Genomic DNA, 6,827 nt, shown 5'->3' with positions numbered 1-6,827 from the left:
CGAGCGACGCGATCGCGTGAATGCCTTGCGAGACCCACGAAGCTGTGAGCAGGTCGCCCATCTGGATCATCCGGCTCACACCGGCAGGCGCGAACCAACCCCGCAGACGCTCGTGCAGGCGCCGCACGCTCAACTCGTCGTGGTGGTCGGCCCGGGCGACGTCTGAGCAGGCGAAGGTTGTGCAGATGGGCTCGCGTTCGATGGCGAGGTTTGCGGCGAGGCCTGTGATGGACGGGCGCTGGCGCCGGATGCCGCAGGCGACGGCGCGGGGCCAGTCGCTGATTGGCCCGGCGATGGCGCCAGCGTCGGCACGGTGATCGGCTGTTCAGTGGGCACAGCCGTACGGTCCGGCAGCGGCGTCGGTCCCGGGGGCGGTGTGCCTTGGCCGGCCAGCAGAGCCGGCCCGTAGATCTCGGCCCCGTTTGAAAGCACCTGAGCCGTGCGCAGCCCATCGGCGTACGCGTATGCCGCATACGTCCAGCCGCCGAGCAACGCGATCGACGCGATCGCTCCGATGGCGGCGCGCGGCGCGTTGACGACCTCGGTGCCGGCGACGAAATCGCCGATGCGGCGGCGGCGCGGCGTCAAGGCCGCGAGCACGAAGCCGATGATCAGCAGATCGAAGGGCAAGAAGACGTTGCGCACGACGCCGCGCACGATGCCGACGTGGCCGCCGCCGACGGCGCGAACCCGTAACCCGACGAGCGCCTTGCCCAGCGTCGTGGCCAGATAAGCTTCGCTCACGCACAGATAGACGATGAGAGCGAACAGCACGTAGACGGCCGTCTCGAAGAAAGCGCCGAACGAATGCGGATCCGCGCCGCTGCGGGCGACGAGATACGCGATGGTGGTCGCGAGTAGTGCGCTCACGCCGATTAGATCGACGATCAGCGCGAGCAGGCGGCGCGCGATATACTGGCCGATGTCACCGAAGTCTTCAACCGGCGTTTGCGGCGATGCGGCGAGCGCTGCTTGAGGTTCAGGTACGATGGAGCCCGGTGCCGGCGCAGGAGGCGGCGGCAAGCCCGCTGCCGCGCTCGTGTCCGGCCGGTCCAGCACCGCGCCGCACGAAGAGCAGAACGCGGACGAACCGCGCTGCTCCTCGCCGCAGGCAGGGCAGGTCGCCATTCCCGTGCCTTACGAAGCCGGCGCCGGCCGCAGGATCACAGCGCTTCGACGACGCCGGCGATGCCCTGTCCGCCGCCGATGCATGCGCTTGCGGCGCCGAACTTCTTCTTGCGCCGGCGTAGCTCGTGGAGCAGCGTATAGGTGATGCGCGCGCCGCTCGCGCCGAGCGGATGGCCCAGGGCGATGGCGCCGCCGTTCGGGTTGAGCTTCTCGGTGTCGAGATGGAGCGCGTGGGCGCAGGCGAGCACCTGCGGAGCGAACGCTTCGTTGATCTCGATCAGATCGAAATCCTCGAGCTTCATGCCGGCGCGCTCGGCTGCTTGCGGGATCGCGAATGCCGGGCCGATGCCCATGATATCGGGATCGACGCCGACGACGCCCCATGAGACGAGCCGGCCAATCGGTTCAAGGCCGTCTTTGCGAGCCTGATCTGCGGTCGTCAGCACGACCATCGCTGCGCCGTCTGTGATGCCGCTGGCGTTGCCGGGCGTCACGATGCCGTCCTTCTTGAAGCGCGGCGGCAGCTTGGCGAGCTGCTCCATCGTGACGCCGGGCCGCGGCCCCTCGTCCTTGTCGATGATGACCGGCCCCTTCTTTCCAGCGATTTCGACGGGCACGATCTCTTCCGCGAAATATCCGTTCTCAAGCGCCTTGGCGGCCCCGCGCTGCGAGCGCAGGCTGAACTCGTCCGCCTCTTGGCGCGTGATCTCGTAGCGCTCGGCCAGATTCTCGGCGGTGATCGCCATCGGCGTGTTGTGGTAGCTGTCGATCAGGCCTTCCCACAGCGAGTCTTCGAGTTTGCCCTGGCCAAGCGCCAATCCCCAGCGCGCGCCGCGGATGACGTGCGGCGATTGGCTCATGTTCTCGGTGCCGCCGGCGAGCACGTATTTCGCTTCGCCCAGCAGCAGCTGCTGCGCGCCGCTCACGATCGCTTGAAGCCCGGAGCCGCACAAGCGGTTGACGGTGAGCGCAGGCACATCCTCGCGACAGCCCGCCTTGAGGCCGACATGGCGCGCCGCATAGATGGCGTCGGCGCTCGATTGGATCACGTTGCCGAGGATGACCTGGTCGATCTTCTCGGGCGCGACGTTCGAGCGTTCCATCGCGGCTTTGCTCGCGATCACCGCCAGGTCGATGGCGCTCACGTCTCGCAGCGTGCCGCCGAAATTGCCGAACGGCGTGCGCGCGGCGTTGACGAGTACGACTTCCGGTCTGCCGTTTTTCATGCTTCCTCTTCTTGTGGTCCCGCGCTCTTGCGCGCGGGCCCGGCCTCAAGAGGCCGGGACTACTGCATTTCCTTCGAGCTCGGCGACGACCATGTCGCCGATCTCCGATGTCTTCAACCCGCTCGACGCATCCAGCGACGGGATCCGCTTGCTGGAGAGCAGCGAGCGGATGGTGGACTCGATCGCCTCGGCGGCGCGCGACTCGCCCAGATAGTCGAGCATCATGCCCACCGCCCCGATCGCGGCGATCGGGCTCACCGAGTTGAGGCCTTTGTATTTCGGTGCCGAGCCATGGATGGGTTCGAACAGCGATACCTGGCCAGGATGGATGTTGCCCGAGGCCGCCACGCCCATGCCGCCTTGCACCATCGCGCCCAGATCGGTGAGGATGTCGCCGAAAAGATTGGTGGTCACGATCACGTCGAACGATTCCGGGTTCTTGACCATCCACATGCAAGCCGCGTCGATGTAGGCGAAATCGTAGGCGATCGCGGGATAATCCGGCGCAACCTCTTCGACGGTGCGCCGCCACAGCTGCTGCACCTCGATCGCGTTGGCCTTGTCCACCAGCGTGAGCTTCTTCTTGCCGTTGCGCCGCACCGCGAGCTCGAACGCGTAGCGCACGGCGCGCTCGATGCCTGTGCGGGTGAAGATCTGGTTGGCGATGACCACTTCGTCCGGCGTGCCCTTCTTGAAGTGGCCGCCAAGGCCCGTGTAGAGATCTTCGGTGTTCTCGCGCACGACGATCATGTCGACGTCTTCGGGCTTCTTGCCCTTGATCGGGCACAGATGCTCGGCGTACAGCTTGATGGGCCGCAGATTGATGTACAGATCCAGCCCGAAGCGCGTGGCCGCGATGACGCCGCGCTCCACCAGGCCGGGCGGCAGACGCGGATCGCCGATAGCGCCGAGCAGGATCGCGTCCATGGTCCGGAACTCAGTCAGCTGGCCCGGCGGCATGAACTCGTTGGTGGCCAGATAGTGGTCGGCGCCGAACGGATATGACTTCGTCGTATACGTGAAGCCGAACAGCGTGCTGGCGCGCTTGAGGACCTTCAGCCCTTCGTCGATCACTTCCGGGCCGACGCCGTCGCCGGGGATGACCGCGATCTTGTACGTCTTCGTCACGCTCGTCTTATGTAGCGGTCGAATTCATTCGACCGAGCCCTTCCCGGCGTTCTTCTCGACCAGCCGCTGCTCGACGTAGCGCAGCAGTCCGCCTTTGGCGATCAGGTCCTGCATGAATTTCGGGAATTGCGTCGCCTTGAACGACTTGCCGGTCGTCTCGTTGACGATGACGCCGTTATCCGCGTCGACTTTGATCGTGTCGCCGTCGCTGATGCCGTCCACGCCCTCAGGGCATTCGAAGATCGGCAGCCCGGTGTTGATGCAGTTCCGGTAGAAGATGCGGGCGAACGACTTGGCCACCACACCGGACACGCCGGCGCCTTTGAGCGCCACCGCGGCCACCTCGCGCGACGAGCCGCAGCCGAAGTTGGTATCCGCGACGATGAGGTCGCCCGGCTTGGCCTTCTTCACGAATTCCGCGTCGAGGTCTTCGAGCGCGTGCTTGCCCAGCTCGACCGGATCGATGAGGTTGCAGTAGCGGCCGGGGATGATGACGTCGGTGTCGACGTTCTTGCCGTATTTGTGCGCCGTGCCTTTGAGAATCATCGGTTCGGTTCGCCTCCGGTCAAGCGTGTTCTCCGGGTGCGCAACCGGCGCCTTGCCGACCGGCGCCTCGCGTAAGCCCTCTGGGCGCTCTAACCGGTCGCCCGGATGTCGGCGACCACTGGGCCGCACTCGCCGCCGCTCGTATCTTTGCTTTCGAACTGCAGCGTCGTCTTCGAAGCCGATGCCTTGAAGGTCCAGGTCTTGTGCACCCACGCGTTCTTACGCACTCCGGCCCCGTTCACCGTATAATCGGCGTGCACACCGGCCGCGCTGGCGCGCATGTGTTTGACGGTCGGAGGACACTCATCGTTGCCTGACAACAGAAAACTCACGGAGTATGTCTTTCCGGGAGTCGTCGCGATGGTCTGGGCGATCGCGCCGAAGCCGGGGGTGCCATCGAGATCGACGCTGCGCAGACCGCCGGGCGCGCTCCAGTAGGTGCCGATCAGATCGACAGTCGCCTTCGTGACGACCCAGCCCGTGATCGCGGTCGATCCCTTTGAATACGTGGTGTACGAACCGGGGTTCGGCGCGGCTGAGAAGTCGCCGTCATGGAGGAGATTTCCGCCGGAAGCCGCCGCGCCGCCGCTGGCGGCCAGCACGCTCGATCGGGCGAAAAGCAGCGCGGCGCACGCGATCAAGATGAAACTCAATAGCTTTGACATGACGCTCCTTTACTTTGGCAAGCGGCTGACGTCGAAGTAGTACCTGACCGCGCGCTGCGTGGTCGAACATGTGACGCCGTACATCACCGCCGCCATGCCGGTCTGCGGATTGGACAGCAACGCACGCGTGGTCGGCACCCAGCCGCCGTGGCCGTCGCAGAATTGGGCCAGGAACACGCCTTGCGCGAGCGCGGCTTGGCGCTGGTTGCCCGCCTTGAATCGGATCGCTTTGTCGAGGCTGCTGCCGTCGTGGCCGGGCGGGCCAGGGATCGCGCTCGGCAGCGGGCCGGTCAACGTGGTGCTCCCTTCGAGCAGCACCGACGCGGCGACGCCATGATCGAACTCGTATATCCACCTGAATCCTGGGCCGATGGCGTACGTATTGCGGTTGGCAGACAGATCGCCCGGATCGCCGCGCGACGACGTCATCGAGTCGACGCCGTCGCCGAGATGCACGCCGTATGGATCCGCGAACTTCGATTGCTTGGCGCCGTTGGCCAACGCCGCGCTGACGCTGTTGACGCGCGCGTGGCTGATGAACACGTTGAGGTTGACGCGGCCCATGTCCATCGGATAGGTCCAGACGGTGATCTCGGGCTTCACGTTTTCGACGGATGGCTCGCCCAGCCGCGCGCGCACGGCGTCGGGGGTGTCGCCCAGCGTCACGCCCGCGAGCGAGAGCGGGCTCCACGGCGTCGCGCCTGGCGTGGGAACGGCTAGCAGTTTGTATGGTGTCGGCGTTGGCGACGGTGACGCCGACGTGGCGAGCAGGACGATGAGCGCGCACGCGATCATGCCCGCATCACACCGCGACGGGGCTGCCTAGCTGCTCGGGATTGGCGATAAAACCTGCGACCGCAGACGCGGCGGCGACATACGGGCCGGTGAGGTAGACCTCGCTCTTGACGTGGCCCATGCGCCCTTTGAAGTTGCGATTCGTCGTGGAGATGCAGCGCTCGCCCTCGCTCAGGACGCCCATATGTCCGCCGACGCACGGCCCGCAGGTCGGCGTCGACACGACGCACCCGGCATCGATGAAGATCTCGGTGAGACCCTCGATGATGCACTGCTTGTAGACTTTTTGGCTGCCGGGGATGACGATGCAGCGCACGTCTGGATGGATGGAGCGCCCTTTGAGGACCTCAGCCGCCTGGCGCATGTCTTCGATGCGCCCGTTCGTGCACGTGCCGATGACCGCCTGATGGATCTTGATGTCGTTGAGGTCCGATGCGTTCTTGGTGTTCTCGGGCAGCCAGGGAAGCGCGACCTGCGGCTCGATCTTCGAGCAATCGATCGTGATGACCGACTCGTACTGCGCGTTCTTGTCCGCGTGGTAGACGGTATAGTTCTTCTTGCCGACGGCCGCGCAATACGCCTCGGTCATGGCGTCGACGGGGAAGATGCCGTTCTTCGCGCCCGCCTCGATCGACATGTTCGCCATCGTGAAGCGCCCGGAGATCGGCAGCTCTTTGACCACCGGCCCGGTGAACTCGATCGCCGCGTAGATGGCGCCGTCGACGCCCACGCGGCCGATGGTCGTCAGGATCAGATCCTTGCCATGCACGTAGGGGCGCAAGGCGCCCTCATAGATCACCTTGATGCTGGGAGGCACGCGAACCCACATCTCGCCGGTCGCGAAGGCCGCGGCGATATCGGTGCTGCCCACGCCGGTCGCGAACGCGCCGACGCCGCCGTACGTCGTGGTGTGGCTGTCGCCGCCGATGATCGTCTCGCCCGGCCCGACCATGCCGTTCTCGGGCAGCACGACGTGCTCGATCCCGCCGCGGCCGACTTCGAAGTAATGCACGATGTGCTGCTCTTTGGCGAAATCTCGCATCATCGTCGACAGCGTCGCCGTCGCGATGTCTTTGTTGGGCGTGAAGTGGCTCGGGCACAGCGCGATCTTGCCGGGATCCCAGACTTTGGTCGCGCCTTTGATCTTGCGGAACTCGGTGATCGCGACGGCCGCCGACAGCTCGTTGGCCATGACGAGATCGAGGTCGATCGAGATGATATCGCCGGGGCTCACGTCGGCTTTGCCGGCGTGCGCGGCGAGGATTTTTTCGGTCTGGGTCATCGGCCGTGCCATGCGAGTCCTCCGCGGATGCGTGCGATACTCACGGTTCGGCGTGAT

The 6,827-nt window shown here is 65.6% G+C and carries 7 protein-coding genes; all 7 read right to left on the bottom strand.

The features are described 5' to 3' along the window. Positions 1-129: 129 nt before the first annotated feature. The 7 genes from VKF82_02330 to leuC all read right to left on the bottom strand — a co-directional run bounded on the left by VKF82_02330 (position 130) and on the right by leuC (position 6,782). Entirely contained in the window at positions 130-1,128 is a 999-nt protein-coding gene (locus VKF82_02330) for an RDD family protein (GenBank protein ID HME80891.1), read from the bottom strand. 35 nt (positions 1,129-1,163) lie between these two features. After that, positions 1,164-2,354, bottom strand: coding sequence for an acetyl-CoA C-acetyltransferase (locus VKF82_02325; GenBank protein ID HME80890.1), 1,191 nt, complete (start codon positions 2,352-2,354; stop codon positions 1,164-1,166). Between the two features lie 45 nt (positions 2,355-2,399). Then, a complete protein-coding gene (locus tag VKF82_02320; protein ID HME80889.1) occupies positions 2,400-3,482 on the bottom strand; it encodes a 3-isopropylmalate dehydrogenase in 1,083 nt (360 codons plus the stop codon). Positions 3,483-3,506: 24 nt separating this feature from the next. Beyond that, positions 3,507-4,028, bottom strand: coding sequence for a 3-isopropylmalate dehydratase small subunit (locus VKF82_02315; protein ID HME80888.1), 522 nt, complete (start codon positions 4,026-4,028; stop codon positions 3,507-3,509). Between the two features lie 89 nt (positions 4,029-4,117). Beyond that, on the bottom strand, positions 4,118-4,693 hold the full coding sequence (locus VKF82_02310; protein ID HME80887.1) for a choice-of-anchor C family protein: 576 nt from the start codon (positions 4,691-4,693) through the stop codon (positions 4,118-4,120). A 9-nt stretch (positions 4,694-4,702) separates the two neighbouring features. Then, positions 4,703-5,488: a hypothetical protein gene (locus tag VKF82_02305; protein HME80886.1), complete on the bottom strand. Its 786-nt coding sequence runs from the start codon at positions 5,486-5,488 to the stop codon at positions 4,703-4,705. Positions 5,489-5,495: 7 nt separating this feature from the next. Then, positions 5,496-6,782, bottom strand: coding sequence for a 3-isopropylmalate dehydratase large subunit (gene leuC / locus VKF82_02300; GenBank protein HME80885.1), 1,287 nt, complete (start codon positions 6,780-6,782; stop codon positions 5,496-5,498). Positions 6,783-6,827 lie beyond the last annotated feature (45 nt).

The sequence above is a fragment of the Candidatus Eremiobacteraceae bacterium genome, assembly GCA_035314825.1.
In the GTDB taxonomy this organism is placed as follows: domain Bacteria; phylum Vulcanimicrobiota; class Vulcanimicrobiia; order Eremiobacterales; family Eremiobacteraceae; genus JAFAHD01.
The sequence above is the reverse complement of the archived record's forward strand: the minus strand, read 5'-3'. Positions and strand labels throughout refer to the sequence as shown.